The organism is Candidatus Pantoea communis, from assembly GCF_011752685.1.
Classification (GTDB): Bacteria; Pseudomonadota; Gammaproteobacteria; order Enterobacterales; family Enterobacteriaceae; genus Pantoea; species Pantoea communis.
Map to the genome: position 1 here is coordinate 22878 of NZ_VWXC01000027.1, position 22185 is coordinate 45062.

Annotated in this window: 19 protein-coding genes; 10 read left to right on the top strand and 9 right to left on the bottom strand. The window is 55.2% G+C overall.

Annotated features, from left to right (window positions below; translation table 11 throughout):
• Window positions 1-12 precede the first annotated feature (12 nt).
• The 4 genes from F3J37_RS24805 to F3J37_RS24820 are packed head-to-tail and all read right to left on the bottom strand — an operon-like array spanning window position 13 to window position 4329.
• Window positions 13-1002 carry an ABC transporter permease gene (locus tag F3J37_RS24805; RefSeq protein ID WP_034825832.1) on the bottom strand — a complete coding sequence of 330 codons (990 nt, stop codon included), beginning with the start codon at window positions 1000-1002 and terminating at the stop codon, window positions 13-15.
• Complete coding sequence (locus F3J37_RS24810) at window positions 995-2500, bottom strand: sugar ABC transporter ATP-binding protein (RefSeq protein ID WP_034825973.1); 1506 nt, start codon at window positions 2498-2500, stop codon at window positions 995-997. The genes F3J37_RS24805 and F3J37_RS24810 overlap by 8 nt, the downstream gene beginning before the upstream one ends.
• 2 nt (window positions 2501-2502) lie before the next feature.
• Window positions 2503-3486, bottom strand: a complete 984-nt coding sequence (locus tag F3J37_RS24815; protein WP_166936374.1) for a substrate-binding domain-containing protein — start codon at window positions 3484-3486, stop codon at window positions 2503-2505.
• Between the two features lie 12 nt (window positions 3487-3498).
• A complete protein-coding gene (locus F3J37_RS24820) occupies window positions 3499-4329 on the bottom strand; it encodes a DeoR/GlpR family DNA-binding transcription regulator (RefSeq protein ID WP_034825836.1) in 831 nt (276 codons plus the stop codon).
• A gap of 588 nt (window positions 4330-4917) precedes the next feature.
• Here F3J37_RS24820 and F3J37_RS24825 point away from each other — a divergent pair.
• Window positions 4918-5976, top strand: a complete 1059-nt coding sequence (locus tag F3J37_RS24825; protein WP_166936377.1) for a DUF1176 domain-containing protein — start codon at window positions 4918-4920, stop codon at window positions 5974-5976.
• A gap of 103 nt (window positions 5977-6079) precedes the next feature.
• Here the strand turns inward: F3J37_RS24825 and ampH are convergent, their stop codons facing one another.
• The 3 genes from ampH to tal form a co-directional block, all read right to left on the bottom strand.
• On the bottom strand, window positions 6080-7255 hold the full coding sequence (gene ampH / locus F3J37_RS24830) for a D-alanyl-D-alanine-carboxypeptidase/endopeptidase AmpH (RefSeq protein WP_166936379.1): 1176 nt from the start codon (window positions 7253-7255) through the stop codon (window positions 6080-6082).
• Between the two features lie 145 nt (window positions 7256-7400).
• Window positions 7401-9410 (bottom strand): transketolase, encoded by a 2010-nt coding sequence (gene tkt / locus F3J37_RS24835; protein WP_166936380.1) that lies wholly within the window; start codon window positions 9408-9410, stop codon window positions 7401-7403.
• A gap of 69 nt (window positions 9411-9479) precedes the next feature.
• The gene (gene tal / locus F3J37_RS24840) at window positions 9480-10430 is read right to left on the bottom strand and encodes a transaldolase (protein ID WP_045814871.1); all 951 of its coding nucleotides are present in this window, start codon (window positions 10428-10430) and stop codon (window positions 9480-9482) included.
• A 319-nt stretch (window positions 10431-10749) separates the two neighbouring features.
• Between tal and maeB the strand changes: the two genes are divergently transcribed.
• On the top strand, window positions 10750-13029 hold the full coding sequence (gene maeB / locus F3J37_RS24845) for an NADP-dependent oxaloacetate-decarboxylating malate dehydrogenase (protein WP_034825845.1): 2280 nt from the start codon (window positions 10750-10752) through the stop codon (window positions 13027-13029).
• Between the two features lie 514 nt (window positions 13030-13543).
• On the opposite strand, the gene hemF is transcribed toward maeB, so the two are convergent.
• Together hemF and amiA are read right to left on the bottom strand one after the other, a co-directional pair.
• Window positions 13544-14464: an oxygen-dependent coproporphyrinogen oxidase gene (hemF, locus tag F3J37_RS24850; RefSeq protein ID WP_097118566.1), complete on the bottom strand. Its 921-nt coding sequence runs from the start codon at window positions 14462-14464 to the stop codon at window positions 13544-13546.
• A gap of 47 nt (window positions 14465-14511) precedes the next feature.
• Window positions 14512-15369, bottom strand: a complete 858-nt coding sequence (gene amiA / locus F3J37_RS24855; RefSeq protein WP_166936382.1) for an N-acetylmuramoyl-L-alanine amidase AmiA — start codon at window positions 15367-15369, stop codon at window positions 14512-14514.
• A gap of 210 nt (window positions 15370-15579) precedes the next feature.
• Between amiA and F3J37_RS24860 the strand changes: the two genes are divergently transcribed.
• The 8 genes from F3J37_RS24860 (at window position 15580) to cysA (ending at window position 22142) form a co-directional block, all read left to right on the top strand.
• A complete protein-coding gene (locus F3J37_RS24860; protein ID WP_034825851.1) occupies window positions 15580-16005 on the top strand; it encodes a GNAT family acetyltransferase in 426 nt (141 codons plus the stop codon).
• A 7-nt stretch (window positions 16006-16012) separates the two neighbouring features.
• On the top strand, window positions 16013-16471 hold the full coding sequence (locus tag F3J37_RS24865) for a DUF2919 domain-containing protein (RefSeq protein ID WP_166936384.1): 459 nt from the start codon (window positions 16013-16015) through the stop codon (window positions 16469-16471).
• A gap of 63 nt (window positions 16472-16534) precedes the next feature.
• Window positions 16535-17155 carry an RpoE-regulated lipoprotein gene (locus tag F3J37_RS24870; protein WP_166936386.1) on the top strand — a complete coding sequence of 207 codons (621 nt, stop codon included), beginning with the start codon at window positions 16535-16537 and terminating at the stop codon, window positions 17153-17155.
• Between the two features lie 96 nt (window positions 17156-17251).
• The gene (locus F3J37_RS24875; RefSeq protein WP_166936388.1) at window positions 17252-18148 is read left to right on the top strand and encodes a Dyp-type peroxidase; all 897 of its coding nucleotides are present in this window, start codon (window positions 17252-17254) and stop codon (window positions 18146-18148) included.
• 194 nt (window positions 18149-18342) lie between these two features.
• Window positions 18343-19359 (top strand): sulfate ABC transporter substrate-binding protein, encoded by a 1017-nt coding sequence (locus F3J37_RS24880; protein WP_166936389.1) that lies wholly within the window; start codon window positions 18343-18345, stop codon window positions 19357-19359.
• Entirely contained in the window at window positions 19359-20192 is an 834-nt protein-coding gene (cysT, locus tag F3J37_RS24885) for a sulfate/thiosulfate ABC transporter permease CysT (RefSeq protein WP_034825859.1), read from the top strand. Before F3J37_RS24880 ends, cysT begins: the two co-directional genes overlap by 1 nt.
• A complete protein-coding gene (gene cysW / locus F3J37_RS24890) occupies window positions 20192-21064 on the top strand; it encodes a sulfate/thiosulfate ABC transporter permease CysW (RefSeq protein ID WP_166936391.1) in 873 nt (290 codons plus the stop codon). The genes cysT and cysW overlap by 1 nt, the downstream gene beginning before the upstream one ends.
• Window positions 21054-22142 carry a sulfate/thiosulfate ABC transporter ATP-binding protein CysA gene (gene cysA / locus F3J37_RS24895; RefSeq protein WP_160869742.1) on the top strand — a complete coding sequence of 363 codons (1089 nt, stop codon included), beginning with the start codon at window positions 21054-21056 and terminating at the stop codon, window positions 22140-22142. Before cysW ends, cysA begins: the two co-directional genes overlap by 11 nt.
• Window positions 22143-22185 lie beyond the last annotated feature (43 nt).

Genomic DNA, 22185 nt, shown 5'->3' on the forward strand with positions numbered 1-22185 from the left:
TGAATGCTCCTGTCAGACGAAACTGACGTCAGTTTCTTTACGTTTTTTGTAGTGAGTGACGGCAATCGCCACCATGATCACGCCGCCTACCACGATGTTCATGAAGTAGTTGGAGACGCCAATCAGGTTGAGGCCGTTCTTCAGGATGGCGATCAGGAACACGCCCATCAGTGTGCCGCTCACCGTGCCTTTACCGCCCATCAGGCTGGCACCGCCGAGTACCGTGGCCGCCAGTACATCCAGCTCGCCACCGACTAACGCATTCGGCACCACTTCACCCATGCGATACACCTGCACCAGGCCGCCAATCGCCGCCATCGCACCGAGCCAGCCGTAAGCGAAGACATGAATCAGACCGACACGAATCCCGATACGACGTGCGGATTCCGCATCGCCGCCCACCGCATACAGCTGGCGGCCGAGGTTGGTTTTGTTGAGCAGCAGCGCGGTCAATCCGGCAATCACCAGCATGGTGATCAGCGGCAAACCAATCTGGAAACTGTTGCCTTGCCAGGTGAAGGGCAGCACGCTGCGCAGCGTGATCCACCAGTCCGGCAGGGAATAAAGGCTTTTACCGCCGGTCACCCACATCAGCAGACCAAACAGCAGCGACTGCATACTGATGGTGATGATGATCGACACCACGCGCAGCGAGGTAATCAGCAGGGCGTTAATCACGCCAAAGGTGGTGCCGCAGACAATCGCCAGCAGGATGCTCAGCGCCGCATTATCAAACTGGAACTGCACAAACAGCGAAGCAATCAGGTATTGCACCACCGACGCCACCGCAGCGAAGGAGATATCAATCCCGCCGGTCACCAGCACCACAAACAGGCCGAGGGCAAAAATACCGGTCACCGCGTAACTTTCGGCCAGGTCCAGCAGGTTTTGCACGGAGAGGAACTGGTCGCTGGCCACCGAGAAAAACAGGATGAAAGCCAGCAGCACCCACGCCAGCCAGCCTTGACTGGAGTGCGGGCGTAAACGAGAAAAATCAGGCATTGATCACCTCCGCCAGCTGTTCTTGCTCAACGGTATCGGGTTGGTATTCGGCATGAACGGTGCCATCACGGAAGTGCAGAATGCGGTCGCAGTTGTACCAAACCTCTGGCACTTCATCGGAAATCAGAATGATCGACAGACCCTCTTTCGCCAGCTCGTGGATCAACTGATAGATGCTGGCTTTAGCGCCGACATCCACCCCCACGGTCGGCGAGTCCAGAATCAAAATGCGCGGCTGGGTCAGCACCCATTTCGCGAGTACGATCTTTTGCTGGTTACCCCCGGAGAGGGTAGATATCGCCAGATTGGGATCGGCCACGCGCACACCGAGCTGTTGAATCCATTGCAGGATCAGCTTGTTCTTGCGGTATTCGTCGATGATGTGAAAACGGTTTTGTAGTTTGTCGAGGATCGGCAGCACCATGTTGTCGGCCACCGATTGCTGCTGCACCAGACCGAGGGTTAAGCGGTCTTCAGAGACATAACCGATGCCGGCTTTGATAGCATCTTCATGGCCGCGGAAACGCACCGGTTTGCTGTCGAGCCAGATTTTGCCGCTATCGGGTTTGGTCATGCCAAACAGCGACAGCGCCAGTTCGGTACGACCGGAGCCGAGCAGGCCGCACAGACCGAGTACTTCGCCCTGATACAGCTTGAAATTGACGTCATGGTATTGACCGGCGCGTGTTAGGTTCTCGACTTCGAGAATGGCGCGATCAGCATTACGCGTTGGCGCTTTCAGTTGATAATCGAGTTTCAGCCCGGTCATCAGTTCAGTCAGATGATGTGGCGTCATCTCTTTAGCGGGCCAGCAGCCCATCTTGCGTCCGTCACGGATCACGGTCACGCGATCCGAAATCTCTAATACTTCATCCAGACGGTGGCTGACGAACACCACGCAGATGTTTTTGTCTTTCAGGTAGCGCACAGTGCGCAGCAGTTGGTTTACTTCGGTGCGGGTCAGAGAAGCCGTCGGTTCGTCCATGATCACCAGGCGCGCATCGGCGACCAGTGCACGGCAAATCGCCACCTGCTGACGTGCAGCAATCGACAGCGCCGAGACTTTCTCATCCAAATCGAGATCGAATTTCAGTTCTTCAATAATACGGGTTGCCGTTTCACGCAGCTTCGCCTTGCGGTGCCAGCCGAGCAGGCCATTAAGGTTGTGCTCAAAGGCGATGTTCTCGGCCACGCTCAAATTCGGGAACAACGACAGATCCTGATAAATCACCTGGATACCGAAATCACGCGCCTGACGGGTGGTCAGACGCGGGAAGGTCGGGCCATCACCCAGGGTAATGCGGCTGCCACTGTCCGGGGCGTGTACCCCGGAAATGACTTTGATTAAGGTGCTCTTGCCACAGCCGTTGGTGCCAGCCAGGCAGTGCACTTCGCCCGCCAGTAAGCTCAGCGAGATATCGCTCAGTGCGCGGTTGCCACCAAAAGTTTTCGACAGGTTGTCGAGCGCAATTAACGTCTGTGGGATCACCTCTTTCATCATTACAGCCCCATTTTCACCAGTTTTGGCAGGTTTTCTTTATCCAGGCTTTCGGTGTTGTTACCGAGGATGGTGTGGGTCGCCTCGTCAACTTTCACTTTGCCCAGACCGTCGATGGTCATACCGTCGGTGATCGGCTCTTTCTTCTGCATCATGTCGGCGATACGTACGAACACTTCGCCAGCGGTTTGCGGGTTCCAGATGTAGCCGCCTTTGATCGCGCCACGCTGCACCAGTGAAGCACCCTGGCCTGGGCTGAAGGCGCCAATGACGCACACCTGATCAATCTTGTTGCGGTTCATCACGGCACGACCGGCACCGATTGGGCCCTGTGAGCCGAACGCCATAATGCCTTTCAGATCCGGGTATTTGGACATCAGTTCGTTAGTGGTACGGATGGAGTCATCCAGTGATTCGCCGACGCCGAACTTGTCGGTCACCATCTGCATTTTTGGATAGTGCTCTTTCTGGTAGTTCAGCGCGGCATCGGTCCACTGTTGGTGCAATGGCACAGTCAGGCTGCCGACGTACATGGCGTATTTGCCCTCTTCATGCATGCATTTCGCCAGCGCTTTCATGTGGTTGATGCCGTGTGTCGGGGCATCCACCAGTTCGAAGTCCCAGTTCGCGCCTTTCTGATCCGGTGATTCGTGGGTGATCACCTGAATGCCGGCTTCACGTGCACGTTTCAGTACCGGTTCCAGCACTTTCGGGTCATTCGGCACTACGCCGATGATGTCGACTTTCTGCGCAATCAAATCTTCAATCGCACGCACCTGCAGGGCAGGGTCGGCGGCGGTTGGGCCTACCATCCATGCATCAATGCCGCGTTTCGCCGCTTCACTCTTGATGCCCGCTTCCATGGCGTTGAACCATGGAATACCGCCAATTTTCACCACGATGCCCATGCGTAATTTGTCAGCAGCTTGCGCGCCGGTAGCGGCAAACAGAGCAAGCAGAGAACAGGCGATAAGATGTTTTTTCATAAAGACTCCGGATTAATTTTTTATAAGCTGCATTGAATTGTTGCGCTGTGAGCAATCAATAATATTGACGCCGTTCCAGGCTAATTCTTGTTCCAGCTCTTTGTCTTTTAATTGGTCAGTGATGAGAAAGTCCACATCGCGATAATGACAAATACGCGCGAATGAGGGCCGCAGGAATTTACTGGCATCCAGCAGCAGATGTTTTCTTTCTGCTGCCAGTAACATCTGTTGTTTTAAATGTGCGTTGTTTTCGTTACCTTCACGTAAATAACCGTCATTGCCTAAACTGCTACAGGAAAAAAAGATCTTATTGATCTGAAATTCCCGTAAAGGCTGCTCAGCGACAACACCGTGGAAATCTTCATAACGGTCAGAATATTCTCCCCCCAGACAGATGGTGCGGATACTGCCGCGCGCCGCAAGGGTTTGCACTATTCTGATAGAGTTGGTTAATACCGTTAATTCAATATCCGGTAGCTGTCGCGCCAAATACCAGCAAGTGGTGCTACTGTCGAGTAATATACAATCGCCGGGGCTGATGAAATCGAGTGCACGTTTGGCTATTGCCATCTTTGCATCTACATGTTCATTCATGCGCTGGCGGAAAGATAATTCATACTCGTTAACACCCCTCGTATTCCCCTGAATGTTAGCGGCTTGTCGTTTTGCTGGTACTGCACCGCCGTGGCTACGTTGCAACAGCCCACGTTTCTCCAGCTGAGTTAAATCACGACGAATAGTTTCTTGCGAAACCTGACACAACGTGACTAATTCAGCGACAATAACCCGACCATTTAAATTTAGTTCGTCAATAATTCGCTGCTGTCTTTCAATCGGCAACATGACTTCCCTCCGATGGCTATAAAGTACTGGATACCGCAGCGGGAAAATGTGGACTGCGCACGAGTCCGCAGTGGTCAAAATGCCCGGCGACGTTAGAGTGATATGGGTTAAATTTTTATGTAAATGAGATGTCTATTTTTCATGTAATAGAGATCTGATTCACATAAACACGCGTGTTAGCGCTAAATCGGGGGATCGGTAGCAAACAATTATTACCGTATGAAAACACCTTATCATGACCGAGTATGACCGTTTGTGTGTATTTGACCGATTTGTGATGTGCGCAAAATTGTTTTTAGCCAAACCCGTCTTTGACGGCATGACGGCATGACGTCGAGCGGACGGAGGTATTACCCAGATACACGCTTTCAGACAAACATGACTCCATAGTCCGACGAATCCGATTGAGCGGAAATCAGTCGAAACGGATGATGGAATTCTTGCTTCTCCAGCCTCAGATCGCCCTCAGGCGACGGCTTTTTCAGCAGTTAGTACCACTTTTAGGGCCAGCTCACAGTTTCGGCCTGCTGACCACGTTGTCGTTACGCTATGATTTCTTTTCAGGGAATTTGGGGACCTTTTTTTTTGATGTCTTATTGGATGAAGTCGCTGCTTTTATTGCCCTTTGTGTTTGTCGCGTGCGTTCAGGCTGAGCCATTGCAAAAGTCATTTTCTGACTGGCAGCTCACCTGTAACAACGCGGCTTTTTGCGTGGCACGCAGCTTTCCGGGGGACAACGGATTAGTGATGACCCTATCACGTGGCGCTGGCGTTAACGATCGCCCGCTGCTGCGTATTGATTACGGCAGCGCGTACAGCGGAGAGCTGCCCGGCGGACCGCTGAAGGAAAATTTGCTGCTGGATCAACGTCGCCTGACGCCAGACCTCAAACACTGGAGCGTGGAGCCACACCATCTCGCCACCAGTAATGCCATCGCCATCGACGAATTTCTGGCGCAAACGCTGGATGCCCATACTATGCAACTGACCTATCAGGCGAAAGCCACTATCCCACTCAGCGGCATGAAAGCCGCGCTATTGTTGATGGATGACGTTCAGGGGCGGGTAAATGGCGCCAGCGCCTGGGTGAAGCGGGGCGATCGCGCGCCATCGGACGTTCCCCCTGTGCCGCAGGTACCGCAACTGCCCGCTCGCTTACCGCAGCCAGCGCCGTTAACTCAGGAAGAAACCAGCGGGTTAATTGATTACGGTACCTGGCGGGTTAATACCGACAACTGTTCGCTCGATCCGCTGAGACGAGAAGTGAGTGTAGCGCCGCTCACCGACACCAAAGCGCTGCTTTTGATCAGTTGTGAAGCCGGTGCCTATAACGTGATTGATTTGGCCTTTGAGGTGACGCGTAGCCAGCCTTACGTTGCTCGCGGGCTGACGTTGACCTTGCCATTCACGCCACCCGGACGCAGTGACAATCAGATGGAGTTGGTGAACGCTGAATTCGATGCCAGCAGCGGTTTGCTTTACACCTTCAGTAAAGGCCGCGGTCTGGGAGATTGTGGTGTCGCCACGCGTTGGCAGTACAACGGAAATGACTTTGTGCTGGCAGAGTATGCTGAAGAGAAAACCTGTGACGCATGGCATAGCAGTGATAAATGGCCCACCCTGTGGGTCAGCCAGCCCCCGTCATAATTCGCACTGCAGATGCGTTGGCTGTTTTCATTCACCCCAGTCACTTACTGATGTAAGCTCCTGGGGATTCATTCAATTGCCGTCTTTCTGCGTCACGAATTATCTAGGGGGAAGGTATGGCATTGATCATCATCGGTGAGCCATTTTGATTGCCCACCAACTCCGCCAACAGATTATTCACGCCATCGCTCATCGGTGTGAAGCGTGACAGCGGTGAACGCGTCACCACCACAAATACTCCGACGTTATTCTGTGGCACCATCGCCATGTAAGTAATAAAGCCGCCGCCGCCGCCGGTTTTTTCGATAATCCCTGGACGTCCCTCTTTTGGCCCCATATACACCCAGCCCATGCCTAAGGCATCGGCACGGCCAGGCACATCCATACCTTCCACTTTGGTCAACTGGTCACGGCGATAGATCAGCGTTTGCAGACGATCAATCTGCGGCGTGCGGTGATTAACCGCCGAGTTGAGGAATTGCTGCATCCAGCGGCCCATATCATCCGGCGTTGAATACACGCCACCGCTGCCAATTGCCGCCAGGGTGTTATTGCACGGGCTGGCCCCTTTCTCAGGGATCATCAGGCGCTGGCACTGATCGGGGGATGGCGTAAAGGTGGTGTCTTTCATTCCCAGCGGACGCGTCACCAGCTGTTGCAGCAGGGCGGGATAAGGCGTACCTGCCGCTTTCGACAGCGCATCACTCAGCAGGTCAAAGCCGAGGTTGGAATAGGAGGCTTGTGTTCCTGGCGTGGCTTTCAGTTGTGCACCCTGCAGCCACTGCCAGCGATCGGCTTTGGTTGGCCAGACAAACACGGGACGATGCGGTTTGCCGCCCGGCTGCTCACGCGGCAGGCTGCCGGTATGGGTGGCGAGGTTGATCAGGCGAATCGGCTGACCGTTGTAATTCGGGACGCGTGCGCCAGCCGGAGCATACTTGCTCAACGGGTCATCAAGGCGAATCTGTCCGCGTTCCGCCATTTTCACCATCACTTCGCTGGTCATCAACTTACTCAGCGAGGCGATGCGAATCACGGAGTCGAGCTGAGGGCGCACGTTATTGCCAGGGCTGGTATCGCCAAAGCTGGCAAATACGCGCTGATTGCCATCAATCGCCACCAGCGCCATGCCGGTTGCGCCGCTGCCATAGAAGATATGCTCGGCATAACGATCAACGATCTGCGAGGCCAGCAGCGGATCGGCTACCGTCTGCGCCATGCTTTTTAATGGAAGCACTGAAACCATTAAGGCCAGTAAAAAAGGAGTACGTTTTTTCAACGGGAAAGCGTCCGCAACAGGATTCGGAGGAAAGCTTATAGTAATCAGTTTGTGCGAGGCGTGAAGAGGGAAGGGAGGATTTTTTTCTGTATCAGGCTGTGATCAAAAAACGGCCCTTACGTCAAAAGACGCAGGGCCGGATCGATTAGTGCGGCTTGAGTAATGCTTCGGTATGGCTCACGATATTTTCCACCGTAAAGCCAAATTCCGGGAACAGCTTGCCTGCCGGTGCAGACTCACCGAAGGTGGTCATGCCGACAATCGCGCCATCCAGGCCGACATACTTGAACCAGTAATCGGCGATACCTGCTTCTACCGCCACGCGCGCTTTTACGCCGGATGGCAGCACCGATTCGCGGTAGGCTGCATCCTGCTTGTCGAACACGTCGGTGCAGGGCAGAGACACCACGCGCACCTTGTGGCCGCTGGCCCCGAGTTTATCCGCCGCGCCCAGCGCGATTTCAATCTCAGATCCGGTGGCGATGATGATCGCTTCTGGTGTGCCCGCGCAATCCTGCAACACATAGCCACCTTTGGCGATATCGGCCACCTGTGCTTTGCTGCGCTCTGGCTGCAGCAGATTTTGACGCGACAGAATCAGCGCGGTCGGGCCATGGTGGCGCTCAACGGCGGCTTTCCACGCTACAGCGGTTTCCACCTGATCGCACGGACGCCAGACGCTCATATTCGGCGTTACGCGCAGGCTGGCGAGCTGTTCCACAGGCTGGTGCGTTGGGCCATCTTCGCCCAGACCAATCGAGTCATGGGTATACACCAGCACCTGGCGCGCCTTCATCAACGCCGCCATGCGCACCGCGTTACGCGCGTACTCAACAAACATCAGGAAGGTGGCGGTGTATGGAATGAAGCCGCCGTGTTGGGCAATACCGTTGCCGATCGCCGTCATACCAAATTCGCGCACGCCGTAGTGAATGTAGTTACCGGCGATGTCTTCTTTGATCGATTTCGAACCTGACCAGATGGTGAGATTACTCGGCGCAAGGTCAGCAGAGCCACCCAACAACTCTGGCAGCAGCTTGCCGTACACTTCCAGTGTGTTTTGCGACGCTTTACGGCTGGCGATTTTTTGCGGATTGGCCTGTAGCTCATCAACAAATGCCTGAGTCGCCTCACTCCATTGCGCGGGCATTCCCCCGTCCAGACGGCGGCTAAACTCAGCGGCGAGATCTGGATGCGCCGCTTTATAGGCAGCAAACTTCTCATCCCAGGCTTTCTCTCGCTGACTGCCGGCTTCTTTGGCATCCCACTGTTGATAAATTTCTTTCGGGATTTCAAACGGTGGATAGTGCCAGCCGAGTTTTTGACGGGTTAAGGCCACTTCCTGCTCGCCCAGTGCCGAGCCGTGTGACTCTTCTTTACCGGCTTTATTCGGCGACCCAAAACCAATGACCGTGCGGCAGATAATCAGCGAAGGCTTGTCGGTGACACTCTGCGCTTCTTTGATGGCGGCTGCGATAGCTTCCGGATCGTGCCCATCAATGCCTGCTGCACTGCCGACGACATGCCAGTTGTAGGCTTCGAAGCGTTTGTGCGTGTCATCGGTGAACCAGCCTTCGGTTTCACCATCAATCGAGATGCCGTTATGATCGTAGAAACCAATCAGTTTGCCGAGGCCGAGGGTGCCGGCCAGCGAGCTGACTTCATGTGAAATACCTTCCATCAAACAGCCATCGCCCATAAACACATAGGTGTAGTGATCGACGATGTCGTGGCCGGGACGGTTAAACTGCGCCGCCAGGGTGCGCTCGGCAATGGCCATGCCCACCGCATTGGCCAAACCCTGTCCCAACGGACCTGTGGTAGTTTCCACGCCTGGCGTATAGCCAATTTCCGGATGGCCAGGGGTTTTGGAATGCAACTGGCGGAAGTTTTTCAGCTCTTCCATCGGCAGATCGTAACCGGTGAGGTGCAGCAGGCTGTATTGCAGCATCGAACCGTGGCCGTTGGAGAGGATAAAGCGGTCGCGGTCAGCCCACGCCGGATTGTTGGGATTGTGTTTGAGAACGTCGCGCCATAGCACTTCGGCGATATCAGCCATTCCCATCGGCATACCGGGGTGACCGGAATTTGCTTTCTGTACCGCATCCATACTCAAAGCACGAATCGCGTTAGCCAACTCTCTGCGTGAAGACATAGGGTACTCCCTTGTGATTGGGCAATAGCGGACGGGCAGACGCCCGTCCGGCGTGAGAAGTGTGGTGATTTACAGGCGTGATGCCAGCACATCTTCCAGCTTCTGCTGGTCGATGGCGAATTGACGGATGCCGTCAGACAGTTTTTCCACTGCCATCGGATCCTGGTTATGTTCCCAGCGGAACTCGGCTTCAGAGAGCGGAGCAGGCTGGTGGAAGCCTTCGGTTGATGGCTCCAGCTTGCGTTCCAGCGGTGCATCGCTGTTCGCCAGCTCTTCCAGCAGGTTAGGGGAGATGGTCAGACGGTCACAACCGGCCAGCGCCTGAATCTGCTCAACCTTACGGAAGCTGGCACCCATGATGACGGTGCTGTAACGATGCTTTTTGTAGTAATCATAGATACGACGCACGGATTTTACGCCGGGGTCTTCATCTACCACATACGGGTCGAGCGGTTTGCGTGAGTTGTACCAGTCATAGATACGGCCGACAAACGGGGAGATCAGGAACACGCCCGCTTCAGCACAGGCACGCGCCTGCGCAAAGGAGAACAGCAGCGTCAGGTTACACTGGATACCGTTTTTCTCCAGTTCTTCAGCGGCTTTGATCCCTTCCCAGGTTGAGGCCAGTTTGATCAGGATGCGCGAACGATCAATACCGTTCTCTTCATACATCCGTACCAGTTTCTCCGCTTTGGTGACACACATGCCACGATCGAAGGAGAGGCGCGCATCTACTTCGGTCGAAACACGGCCCGGTACGCTTTTCAGAATTTCCATACCGAGGTTGATCGCCACTTTGTCACTGGCGTTGATGATTTGCGTCTCTTTGCTGCCGCCCTGTTTTTTCGCATAGTCGATAGCGTCATCAATCAGATGTTTATAAGCATCGAGACCGGCAGCTTTCAGGATCAACGAAGGGTTGGTGGTCGCGTCTTCCGGGTGGTAATGGCGAATGGATTCGATGTCGCCGCTGTCCGCCACCACGGTGGTGAACTGTTTCAATGCATCTAGCTGGTTCATCGCTTAACTCCTTGATTAGCAATAATATGGGCAAACGAGTCGTGCCCTTTCCTGTTGAGTCGTGGCTCAACACAGTGCTACAGACGTTGCACGAAGAAAATGCGTTTTCTCTGATTGTGGCGCTGAAGGGCATCTGTCACGGAAGGGGGTGCCTGATCGGTTCAGCTACGTGTTTTGCCACCATTAAGGATAGCAGGCTGCGCCAAAGCCGCAGGCGAAGCCGTGGCAATCTGTGCCCTCGTTCTTTGAGCGCCTTCACCCTCTTTTGTGCCGCAGATTCCTATACTGGTGGTTTTTCAGCCGTGCCAAAGGATGCCAAATGGACGATCAACTCAAGCAAAGTGCGCTCGATTTCCACCAATATCCCACTCCCGGAAAAATTCAGGTTTCCCCCACCAAACCGCTGGCGACGCAGCGTGATTTAGCTCTGGCCTATTCGCCGGGTGTGGCGGCACCTTGCCTCGAGATTGCTGCCGATCCGCTGGCGGCGCACAAATACACCGCACGCGGCAATCTGGTGGCGGTGATTTCGAACGGCACGGCAGTGCTCGGTCTCGGCAATATCGGTGCGCTGGCCGGTAAGCCGGTGATGGAAGGCAAAGGGGTACTGTTCAAGAAATTCGCCGGCATTGATGTGTTCGATATCGAAGTGGATGAGCTGGACCCGGATAAGTTGATTGAGGTGATCGCCGCGCTGGAGCCGACCTTTGGCGGCATCAACCTCGAAGATATCAAAGCGCCAGAGTGCTTTTACATTGAGCAGAAATTGCGTGAGCGCATGAAGATTCCGGTGTTTCACGATGATCAGCATGGGACGGCAATTATCTGTACTGCGGCGGTGCTCAATGGTTTGACCATCGTGAAAAAGGCCATCTCAGATGTGCGGCTGGTGGTGTCTGGGGCGGGCGCATCAGCCATTGCCTGCCTGAATTTGCTGGTGGCGCTCGGCATGCAGAAGCACAACATTGTGGTGTGTGATTCCAAAGGGGTGATTTACCGCGATCGTGAACCCAATATGACGCCGACCAAAGCCGAGTACGCCATAGAAGATAAAGGCGCGCGTACGCTGGATGAGGTGATTGCCGGTGCGGACATCTTCCTCGGCTGCTCGGGTCCGAAAGCGATGACGCCAGAGATGGTGAAGAAAATGGCACCCAATCCACTCATTCTGGCGCTCGCCAATCCCGAACCGGAGATCATGCCGCCGCTGGCCAAAGAGGTACGGCCGGATGCGATTATCTGCACCGGACGTTCAGATTTCCCCAATCAGGTGAACAACGTGCTGTGTTTCCCGTTTATTTTCCGCGGGGCGCTGGATGTGGGTGCCACGGCAATTAACGAAGAGATGAAACTGGCGGCGGTGCATGCGATTGCGGCCTTAGCGCAGGCCGAGCAGAGCGATGTGGTGGCCTCCGCCTATGATGATCAGGATCTGAGTTTTGGACCGGAATATCTGATCCCGAAACCGTTCGATCCGCGTTTGATTGTGCAGATCGCGCCTGCTGTGGCGAAAGCGGCGATGGAGTCCGGCGTGGCGACGCGGCCCATCGCTGACTTTGATGCCTATCGCGAGCAGCTCACCGAATTTGTGTATAAAACCAACCTGTTTATGAAGCCGATTTTCTCGCAGGCACGCAAAGATCCGAAACGCGTGGTGATGGCCGAAGGGGAGGAGGTGCGCGTGCTGCATGCGACGCAGGAGCTGGTATCACTGGGGCTGGCGAAGCCGATTCTGATTGGTCGCCCAAACGTAATTGCGATGCGTATTCAGAAGCAAGGATTAAAAATTGAAGCGGGTAAAGATTTTGAGATCGTCAACAACGAGTCCGACCCGCGCTTTAAAGAATACTGGAACGAGTATTACCAGATCATGAAACGGCGCGGTGTGACGCCGGAAACCGCTCAGCGCGCGGTGATCGGTAATCCAACCTTGATCGGCGCGATCATGGTGCATCGTGGCGAGGCTGATGCGTTAATTTGCGGCACCATCGGCGATTACCGCGAGCATTACGATGTGGTGGAGAAGGTGTTTGGTTTCCGCGACGACGTGAAGGTCGCTGGGGCAATGAACGCGCTGCTGCTGCCGAGCGGGAATACTTTTATTGCGGATACTTACGTGAATGAAGATCCCAGCGCGGAACAGCTGGCGGATATCACGCTGCTGGCGGCCGAAACGGTGCGTCGCTTTGGTATTGAACCGCGCGTGGCGCTGCTGTCGCACTCCAGCTTTGGCACGTCTAATGCGCCGGGGGCGCGTAAAATGCGCGAGGCGTTGGCGCTGATTCAAAGCCGTGCGCCGGAACTGGAGATCGACGGTGAGATGCACGGCGATGCGGCGTTGGTAGAGAGTATCCGCCGTGAACTGATGCCCGACAGTCCGCTGAAAGGCACGGCTAATTTGCTGATTATGCCGAACGTGGAAGCGGCGCGTATTAGTTATAACCTGTTACGTGTGTCGTGTTCGGAAGGCGTGACGGTGGGGCCGGTGTTGATGGGGATCAGCAAGCCGGTGCATGTATTGACGCGGATTGCATCGGTTCGGCGCATTGTGAATATGGTGGCGTTAGCGGTAGTGGAGGCGCAGACCGAGCCGTTGTGAGGTGATGACGTGGCTAAGGGCTAAAGGCCAGGAGGGTGTTGGTGCGGGCCTTAGCCCCTCTGCTGCTGCCGGGCAGTCCTCGCGCCGCTAACGCGGTGCCCTCGGCTTCCACGTCGTGCCGACGGACCGTTCGGGGATCGACCATCCCTGGTCGGCCCCGAACTGATCCACGCATCCCTGCGTGGATCTCCTGGCCCAACGTAAAAGCCTCAGCGCTGCGGATAGCCCTTGCAGCAGCAGAGGGGCTAAGGCCATCAACATTTGTGCCCTTTTCGGCAAAATGCGTGAGCGCTTCGGTTAGTTTTGTTGAAGGGAGGCTCTATGCCGGAAAGGTTGTACTCTTTTCAACAGCACGTAATGAAGTTTAACAGCAGGCTGGGACCGCCAGCCCCCAAGCGGCCCCAGACAGCGCTAACTTTATATCCAACAAGCGATCCCAAACAGCGTTATCCGCAGCCCAGAAGGCATACCATCAAATCCACCTGCCAGCCTTAACATCTGCTATGCAAAAGAACTATTCACCCAATCCCAGCCAATCCTTCACCGGCAAGAAATCGCTGTAGAGTGCCGCTTCTGGCGTGCCAGCTTCGGTTTGATAATCATATTCCCAGCGCACCAATGGCGGCATCGACATCAAAATCGATTCGGTGCGGCCGCCGGTTTGCAGGCCGAACAGCGTGCCGCGATCCCACACCAGATTGAATTCGACATAACGCCCGCGACGATAGAGCTGGAACTGACGTTCGCGATCGCCCCATGGCAGCGCCTTGCGCTTCGCGACAATCGGTAAATAGGCATCCAGATAACCCTTGCCCACTGCCTGCATAAAATCGAAGCAGTGATCAAAGTCTGGCGTATTCAGGTCATCGTAAAACAGCCCGCCGATGCCGCGCTGTTCATTACGATGCTTGAGGTGGAAATAGTCGTCACACCATTTTTTGTAGCGCGGATAGACGTCTTCACCAAACGGCTGGCACAGGTCAAACGCGGTTTGATGCCAGTGCAGCGCATCCTCTTCGAAACCGTAATAGGGCGTGAGATCGAAACCGCCGCCGAACCACCATACGGGATCGGCACCCGGCTTCTCAGCAATGAAGAAACGCACGTTGGCGTGACTGGTGGGGATGTACGGATTTTCCGGGTGGACCACGAGTGACACGCCCATCGCTTCAAAACTGCGGCCGGCCAGTTCAGGGCGATGTGCGGTGGCAGAGGCGGGCATCTGATCACCGTGTACGTGGGAAAAATTCACGCCTGCCTGCTCAAACACCGCGCCGTTGCGTAGTACGCGACTGCGTCCGCCGCCGCCGCCTGGGCGCTGCCAGTCATCTTCGGCGAAGGTCGCTGTACCATCGGCAGCGGCCAGCTGGGCGCAAATTTCATCCTGTAGCGTCAATAAAAACGCTTTGACGCGGGAAATATCGGGATTGCTCATGAGTCACTCGTTCCGGAAATTTGCCGCGATTCTACCACAGGAAAAAGCTACGCCTGGCGACGATCGTACTCGTTGAAGTAATTGACGATGCCATCGGCAATCGCGCTGGCGATCTTCTGGCGAAAGGCAGTGGTACCCAGCAGTTGCTCCTCACGCGGGTTGGTAATAAAGGAAGTTTCGATCAGCACTGACGGAATTGAGGGCGACTTCAACACCGCAAACGCGGCCTGCTCGGTGTGCTGGCTGTGCAGATGATGCACCGTGCGAATTTGATCCAGTACGTGTTTGCCCAGCGTGAGACTATTGCGGATGGTGTCCGTTTGCACCAGATCGAACAGAATCTGGTTCAGGTAGTTATCTTTCTCCTGCACTGCCGCGCCACCGACCTTATCGGCATCGTTTTCACGCTGTGACATATAGCGCGCCATGGCACTACTGGCGCCGCGATTCGACAGGGCGAATACCGACGCGCCGTTGGCATCCGGGCTGGTATAGCCATCAGCATGGATCGACATAAAAAGATTGGCGCCGTGCTGATGCGCGATTTCCACGCGTTGATAGAGCGGAATAAAGTGATCGCTTTCTCGCGTCAGTCGCACTTCCACTTTAGGGTGATTTTGCAAAAGCGTACGCACGGTGTTGGCGATTGCCAGCACGATGTGCTTCTCTTCTGAACCTTCTTCGCCCACCGCGCCCGAATCAATGCCGCCGTGGCCCGGATCGATCATCACGATGCGTTTACCGTTAGTCGCCGGTTTCGGCGGGGTGTGACCTTTGCTGACGCGCAAATCGGCGCTCTCTTCTTTTGCCATCACCGCGCGCGGTGACAGCACCGCCAGCGCCAGGCCAGAGAGAATCAACTGGCGGCGATTGGTCAGCCGCTTCAGCAGTGAAATTTTACTCATAATGGGGCCCCTGACAGAAAATCCTGCCCAGTGTTATATCGTAACAACTGCCTTGCGGCGACTTCACAACCATTTCAGCGCATTACTTTGTATTACACGTTACTAACAGCAATTTAGCCGTTTTTTTCCACCGTTGCGCGGCGGGAGGGTTGCGCCTGGCAAAGAATGCGTGATAATCAGCGAATTGTGCTTAATAGCAGGGTAACGCCGATGGAAATCCGCTCATTCCGCCAGGAAGATTTTGAAGAAGTGATCACGCTCTGGGAGCGTTGCGATCTGTTACGTCCGTGGAACGATCCGGAACTGGATATCGAACGTAAAATGAACCACGATCCGGAGCTTTTTCTGGTGGCGGAAGTCGGCGGTGAAGTGGTCGGCACGGTGATGGGCGGTTACGATGGCCATCGCGGATCGGTCTACTATCTGGCGGTGCATCCCGATTATCAGGGGCGCGGATTTGCTAATGCGCTGATGAATCGTCTGGAGAAAAAGTTAATTGCGCGTGGCTGTCCGAAGATCAATCTGATGGTGCGTGAAGAGAACGATCAGGTTCTCGCCTTCTACGAGAAACTCGACTACGAGCCTGTGGATTCGGTGTTGCTGGGTAAACGTTTAATCGAAGACCGCGAATATTAAGCCGCCGATGATGGGGCTGAAATATTTGCCAGACGAATACGATGCAAAAGGGCAGCTACGGCTGCCGTTTCTTTTCTGGCCGATTCTGTTATTGCAGGCGCGCACCTGGCTGTTACTGGTGATGGCGGGCGCGTCCCGTCAGCAGGGTAACGATCTGCTGGCGCTGTTCTATCCCGATCGTCAGAGCTTTTGGATTGGATTGGCGCTGGGCATTCCGGCGGCAGCGGGTTTGCTGCTGACCGGCTATCGCCAACGCTGGCCGCGACTGTGGCAGAGTTGGCGGCAGGTGCTGAGTGTGTCGTTATTGATCAGTCTGTTGTCACAAGGCTACGGGCTGATACAGGGCGCTTTTCCGGACTCTCCGCGGCCGTTACTTTTAACGCTGTTTGATCTGCTGGCGTTGATTTGGCTGCAAACCCATCAGCGCCTGCGCGACTGTTTTCTGCCGGAACATCACATCGAATAAACTTTTTGCCGGTTTGCGACTCCAACAGGCACGCCAATCGGCACAAGAGATCAAGGAGCATTCATGAAAGTTGTTCGTCCCGCACTGCTGGTTAGCGCCATGATGCTGGCAGGTTGCGCCAGTTCAGGTTCCTCTACCGCCTCCAGCGCGAGCGAAAGCCATTGGTATAATCCGCTGAGTTATCACTGGTCGGCACTCAATCCAATGAACTGGTTTGGCGGCTCGTTAACCGTGACCGAACAAGGTGTGGCAGGCTTAAGCAGCACCACCCCGATGTCAGAAGCGGCGATCGGTAAAGCGTTAAACAATGATTATCAGCTGCGTCAGGGCATGCGCACGCAGAATGGCCAGGTGGTTGATTTCTGGCAGGCGCTGGAAGATGGCAAAGTGAAACTGGTGATCAACGGCCAGAGCAGCGTTGAACGCGTTGAAGTGATGGATGCCGATGCAAAGAGTACAGACGGCAGCAAGATTGGCGATCTGTTTAGCGCCAAATTCAGCAAAGCCTTCGACAACTGCAAACTCACTACCGGATTAGATGCGCGCGATGTTGAGTGCCGTGCTCCGGGCAGTCAGCACATCTCTTATGTCTACAGCGGCGAAGGGCATGGACCAGAGGGATTGATGCCGGCTGACGACACCTTGAAAAGCTGGAAAATCAGCAAAATCGTCTGGCAGCGCTAAGCAAAAAATAATTGCGTTAACGCACAATCACTGTGTGGCTTTCCGGTATGATATGGGCGAAAAATCGTCCTAACTTTCATGCCGGAGAGCAGTGCAATGCCTCAATTCCAGAGCGGGATCCTGTTGGAACACCGCCGTTTCGCCATTTGGCTAGAAGCTCGTATTTCGGGCGATCTCGATGCTGTCCGCCAGGGGAGCAAAACCTTCCTGCAACAACTCGATGCGCTGCAACAGAAATTTGCCGATGCCGGACTGGGCGCGGTGATCGCCTTTGGCGATGCGCTGTGGCGCGATCTGCAAGGTGCGGATTCAGCGCCAGAATTGAAAGCCTTCTCCCCATTGGGCAAAGGCATTGCACCCGCCACGCAACGCGATCTGCTTATCCATATCCAATCTCTGCGTCATGACGTGAATTTCTCGCTGGCACAGGCGGCATTAGCGGCCTTTGCTGACGCCGTGAATATTGAAGAAGAGACCCACGGCTTCCGCTGGGTGGAAGAGCGCGATCTTTCCGGCTTTGTTGATGGCACGGAAAACCCGCAAGGCGAGGCGCGTCAGCAGGTGGCAATAATTGCTGAAGGCCCGGATGCCGGTGGCAGCTATGTTTTCACTCAGCGCTGGGAGCACAATCTCAAACTGTGGAATCGTATGGCAGTGGAAAAGCAGGAAGCGATTATTGGCCGCACCAAAGTGGATAATGAAGAGTTGCCGGGCGATCAACGTCCCGCCACCTCGCATCTCAGCCGCGTTGATTTGAAAGAAGAGGGCAAAGGGCTGAAGATTCTGCGCCAGAGCCTGCCGTATGGTTCGGCCAGCGGCACTCATGGCCTGTATTTTATCTCGTACTGCAACCGCTTGTATAACATCGAGCAGCAACTGCTGAGCATGTTCGGCGAGCGTGACGGCAAAATGGATGCGATGCTGCGCTTCACTAAGCCGGTAACGGGCAGCTACTTCTTTGCGCCTGCGCTGGATGCCCTGCAAGCGCTGTAATACGCCAGTGAGCGGCCTTGCGTGCTGCTCACCACGAATCCCGTCTGTTGCATAATCTCTCCCGCCGTCTTATGCCTTTTTAGACTTTGAAATCCCCAAACGATATATAAAACCGTTACTGGTTTGCCCTGAGTTATAAATACACTGACAGCATCTAATGGCATTGGCGATGTCGCCGACGAGCAGGGTGCAGCATGACACTTCCGATTGCGAAAAAATGGATGAGCGGAATCGCCTTGTCACTGGCGTTAGCCGGTGCAGCGCAGGCAACAGAGTTGTTGAACAGCTCTTATGATGTCTCGCGCGAGCTGTTTGTTGCCCTGAATGCGCCATTTGAACAACAGTGGAATGCTGCGCACCCCACTGACAAGCTGACGATTAAACAATCGCATGCCGGGTCATCAAAACAGGCACTGGCTATCTTGCAGGGCCTGCGCGCGGACGTGGTGACTTACAACCAGGTGACGGATGTGCAGGTGTTGCATGATAAAGGCAACCTGATTCCAGCCGACTGGCAAGCCCGTCTGCCGAACAACAGCTCACCGTTTTACTCCACCATGGCGTTTCTGGTACGCAAAGGTAACCCTAAGCAGATCCATGATTGGTCGGATCTGGCACGAGACAACGTGAAGCTGGTATTCCCGAATCCAAAAACCTCCGGTAATGGCCGTTATACCTATCTGGCCGCCTGGGGCGCAGCCGACCAGGCTGACGGCAAGGATAAAGCCAAAACCGAAGCCTTTATGACGAAATTCCTGAAAAACGTCGAGGTGTTTGATACCGGCGGCCGTGGCGCGACGACCACCTTCGCCGAACGCGGTTTAGGGGATGTGCTGATCAGCTTCGAATCGGAAGTGAACAACATCCGCAATCAGTACGGCAAAGATGACTACGAAGTCATCGTGCCTAAGACCAATATTCTGGCGGAGTTTCCGGTGGCGTGGGTCGACAAAAACGTCGAGCACAACGGCACCTCTGACGCGGCCAAAGCCTATCTGAACTTCCTCTATTCCCCTGAGGCGCAGAAAATCATTACCGGTTTCTATTATCGCGTGAACAATCCACAGCTGATGGCGGAACAGAAAGATCGCTTCCCGCAGACCGCGCTGTTTAATGTGCAGGATGCCTTTGGTGGCTGGGATAACGTGATGAAAACCCATTTTGCCAGCGGCGGTGAGCTGGATAAATTACTGGCAGCGGGGCGCGGTTGATGTTTGCTTTAGCGCAAAAGCGCGTGCTGCCAGGGTTCGGTCTCAGCCTCGGCACCAGCCTGCTGTTTACCTGCCTGATCCTGCTGTTGCCGATCAGCGCACTGCTGATGCAACTGTCCAACATGACACTGGCACAGTATTGGGATGTGGTCACCAATCCACAGCTGATTGCGGCGTATAAAGTCACGCTATTGTCAGCGGGCGTGGCGTCCATCTTCAATGCGTTCTTTGGCATGTTAATGGCATGGATTTTGACGCGTTACCGCTTCCCTGGCCGCGCGTTGCTGGATGGCTTGATGGATCTGCCGTTTGCATTGCCTACCGCCGTTGCCGGTCTGACGCTGGCGGGGTTGTTCTCGGTGAGTGGATGGTATGGTCAATGGCTGGCTCATTTCGATATTAAAGTCTCCTACACCTGGTTGGGCATTGCGGTGGCGATGGCCTTCACCAGCATCCCGTTTGTGGTGCGCACCGTGCAACCAGTGCTGGAAGAGTTAGGCCCGGAATATGAAGAAGCGGCTGAAACGCTGGGTGCGACACCGTGGCAGAGCTTCCGCCGTGTGGTTCTGCCGGAAGTGGCGCCCGCGCTGTTAGCCGGCACGGCGTTATCCTTCACGCGCAGCCTGGGTGAGTTTGGTGCGGTTATCTTTATTGCGGGTAACATCGCGTGGAAAACCGAAGTCACCTCGCTGATGATTTTTGTTCGCCTGCAAGAGTTTGATTATCCGGCGGCCAGTGCTATTGCCTCGGTCATCATGGCCGCTTCGCTGCTGTTGCTGTTCGCGATTAACACCTTGCAGAGCCGCTTTGGCCGTCGCTTAGGAGGCCACTAATGGCGGAGATTTCGCAGATTAATCACGCTGAGCGTCAGCCGGTGAACTGGGGGAAATGGCTGCTGATTGGCATGGGCGCGCTGGTCTCTTTCCTGCTGCTGGTGGTCCCGATGATCTCCATCTTTTGGGAAGCCCTGAGCCAGGGGGTTATTGCCTCGCTCTCTAATTTAAAAGAGGGTGACATGCTGCACGCCATCTGGCTGACGATTCTGGTGGCGCTGATTACCGTGCCGGTCAATCTGGTGTTCGGTACGCTGCTGGCATGGCTGGTAACGCGCTTTACTTTCCCTGGCCGCCAACTGCTGCTGACGCTGTTTGATATTCCTTTTGCCGTGTCACCGGTGGTGGCGGGGCTGATGTATCTGCTGTTCTGGGGCATCAACGGCCCGGCGGGTGGTTGGCTGGACGCGCACAACATTCAGATCATGTTTGCCTGGCCGGGTATGGTGCTGGCCACCATTTTTGTCACCTGTCCGTTTGTGGTGCGTGAGCTGGTGCCGGTGATGTTGAGCCAGGGCAGCAATGAAGATGAAGCCGCGGTGCTGTTAGGGGCATCGGGCTGGCAGATGTTCCGCCGCGTGACGCTGCCGAACATTCGCTGGGCGCTGATGTACGGCGTGGTGCTTACCAATGCCCGTGCCATTGGTGAGTTTGGTGCGGTCTCGGTGGTCTCGGGATCGATTCGCGGTGAGACCTACACCTTACCGCTTCAGGTTGAATTACTGCATCAGGATTACAACACGGTTGGCGCCTTTACCGCGGCTGCATTGTTGACCCTGATGGCCATTTTGACGCTGTTTCTGAAGAGCATCGTGCAGTGGCGATTAGAGCATCAGCAGAAGCGCCAACAGGAGGAAAATCATGAGCATTGAGATTAAACACATTAACAAAGCGTTCGGCCGTACGCCGGTGCTAAACGATATCTCTCTGGATATTCCTACCGGCAAAATGGTGGCGCTGCTGGGGCCGTCGGGCTCGGGCAAAACCACGCTGCTGCGCATCATCGCGGGTCTGGAGCATCAGAACAGCGGGCAGATTCATTTCCACGGTAAAGATGTCAGCCGTATTCACGCGCGCGATCGTCAGGTCGGCTTCGTGTTCCAGCACTATGCGCTGTTCCGCCATATGACCGTGTTCGATAACATCGCCTTTGGTTTAACCGTGTTGCCGCGCCGCGAGCGCCCATCCGCCGCTGAAATCAAACAGCGAGTGACGCGCCTGCTGGAAATGGTGCAGCTGGCGCATCTCGCCAATCGTTTCCCGGCTCAGCTTTCGGGTGGACAGAAGCAGCGCGTGGCATTGGCGCGCGCGCTGGCAGTGGAACCGCAAATTCTGCTGCTGGATGAACCTTTCGGCGCGCTGGATGCACAGGTGCGCAAAGAGCTGCGTCGCTGGCTGCGTCAGTTGCATGAAGAGTTGAAATTTACCAGCGTGTTCGTCACCCATGACCAGGAAGAGGCGATGGAAGTCGCAGACAGCGTGGTGGTGATGAGTCAGGGCAATATCGAACAGGTCGGCACGCCGGATGAGGTTTGGCAGGAACCGGCCACCCGCTTTGTGCTGGAGTTCCTCGGCGAAGTGAATCGCTTCGACGGTGAGGTACACGGTTCACAGTTCCATGTGGGGGCGCATCGCTGGCCGCTGGGCTATACGCCCGCGCATCAGGGCGAAGTTGAGCTGTTCCTGCGTCCGTGGGAAGTGGATATCTCGCGTCAGAGCAGTCTCGAAACCCCGCTGCCGGTGCAAGTGCTGGAGATCAGTCCGCGTGGCCACTTCTGGCAATTAGTGGTGCAGCCAAGCGGCTGGCAGGGTGAGGTCTTCTCCGTGGTCTATGACGGCGATCACACCGCTCCGATTCGCGGTGAACGCCTGTTTGTTGGCCTGCAGCAGGCACGACTGTACAACGGCACGACGCCGTTGCGTCCGGTTGCCTTTGCCGAAAGCGCCTGATATTTTTGACACTCCTTCGGGCGGGACTTTCCCGCCCGATTTA

Bases quoted from the DNA above. Each gene is read 5' to 3' on its own strand.
- cysA (WP_160869742.1), top strand. From the start codon at position 21,054: ATGAGCATTGAGATTAAACACATTAACAAAGCGTTCGGCCGTACGCCG.
- F3J37_RS24825 (WP_166936377.1), top strand. From the start codon at position 4,918: ATGTCTTATTGGATGAAGTCGCTGCTTTTATTGCCCTTTGTGTTTGTC.
- F3J37_RS24815 (WP_166936374.1), bottom strand. From the start codon at position 3,486: ATGAAAAAACATCTTATCGCCTGTTCTCTGCTTGCTCTGTTTGCCGCT.
- amiA (WP_166936382.1), bottom strand. From the start codon at position 15,369: ATGAGTAAAATTTCACTGCTGAAGCGGCTGACCAATCGCCGCCAGTTG.
- tal (WP_045814871.1), bottom strand. From the start codon at position 10,430: ATGAACCAGCTAGATGCATTGAAACAGTTCACCACCGTGGTGGCGGAC.
- F3J37_RS24875 (WP_166936388.1), top strand. From the start codon at position 17,252: ATGCCTCAATTCCAGAGCGGGATCCTGTTGGAACACCGCCGTTTCGCC.
- hemF (WP_097118566.1), bottom strand. From the start codon at position 14,464: ATGAGCAATCCCGATATTTCCCGCGTCAAAGCGTTTTTATTGACGCTA.
- cysT (WP_034825859.1), top strand. From the start codon at position 19,359: ATGTTTGCTTTAGCGCAAAAGCGCGTGCTGCCAGGGTTCGGTCTCAGC.
- F3J37_RS24820 (WP_034825836.1), bottom strand. From the start codon at position 4,329: ATGTTGCCGATTGAAAGACAGCAGCGAATTATTGACGAACTAAATTTA.
- F3J37_RS24805 (WP_034825832.1), bottom strand. From the start codon at position 1,002: ATGCCTGATTTTTCTCGTTTACGCCCGCACTCCAGTCAAGGCTGGCTG.
- cysW (WP_166936391.1), top strand. From the start codon at position 20,192: ATGGCGGAGATTTCGCAGATTAATCACGCTGAGCGTCAGCCGGTGAAC.
- F3J37_RS24860 (WP_034825851.1), top strand. From the start codon at position 15,580: ATGGAAATCCGCTCATTCCGCCAGGAAGATTTTGAAGAAGTGATCACG.
- F3J37_RS24810 (WP_034825973.1), bottom strand. From the start codon at position 2,500: ATGAAAGAGGTGATCCCACAGACGTTAATTGCGCTCGACAACCTGTCG.
- F3J37_RS24865 (WP_166936384.1), top strand. From the start codon at position 16,013: ATGATGGGGCTGAAATATTTGCCAGACGAATACGATGCAAAAGGGCAG.
- tkt (WP_166936380.1), bottom strand. From the start codon at position 9,410: ATGTCTTCACGCAGAGAGTTGGCTAACGCGATTCGTGCTTTGAGTATG.
- F3J37_RS24880 (WP_166936389.1), top strand. From the start codon at position 18,343: ATGACACTTCCGATTGCGAAAAAATGGATGAGCGGAATCGCCTTGTCA.
- maeB (WP_034825845.1), top strand. From the start codon at position 10,750: ATGGACGATCAACTCAAGCAAAGTGCGCTCGATTTCCACCAATATCCC.
- F3J37_RS24870 (WP_166936386.1), top strand. From the start codon at position 16,535: ATGAAAGTTGTTCGTCCCGCACTGCTGGTTAGCGCCATGATGCTGGCA.